The following is a 356-nucleotide window of genomic DNA, read 5'->3' on the forward strand; positions in this document are numbered from 1 at the left end:
TTATTCGCTTTAAATATCTTTCAAATTGTATACTGTATTACAACTTTATTTTCCCAATATGTCAAAGAGCTTATCTTATTTCTAAGACTTGCTGATGTTGCAGATCCGATCCGCGCGAACCCTTATGGTTCTAACATCATTGTAAATTCTTAAAGAACTTTTCTTCGTGGAGGATATCGGAGTCGAACCGATGACCCTCTGCGTGCAAGGCAGATGCTCTAGCCAACTGAGCTAACCCCCCGAACTTCCTATTGAAGTAGTAGACCCGAGCAGATTTGAACTGCTGACCCCTACATTATCAGTGTAGTGCTCTAACCAGGCTGAGCTACGGATCTAAATTAAAAGAAGGAAACAAC

General features: G+C 41.0%; 2 tRNA genes. Both read right to left on the reverse strand.

Annotated elements, in window-relative coordinates:
* Nucleotides 1-167: 167 nt before the first annotated feature.
* Nucleotides 168-241, reverse strand: a tRNA-Ala gene (locus tag BW716_RS35865).
* 19 nt (nt 242-260) lie between these two features.
* Nucleotides 261-335 (reverse strand) — tRNA-Ile (locus BW716_RS35870).
* Nucleotides 336-356 lie beyond the last annotated feature (21 nt).

Origin of the sequence: [Flexibacter] sp. ATCC 35208 (genome assembly GCF_001975825.1) — a bacterium.
Taxonomy (GTDB): Bacteria; Bacteroidota; Bacteroidia; order Chitinophagales; family Chitinophagaceae; genus Chitinophaga.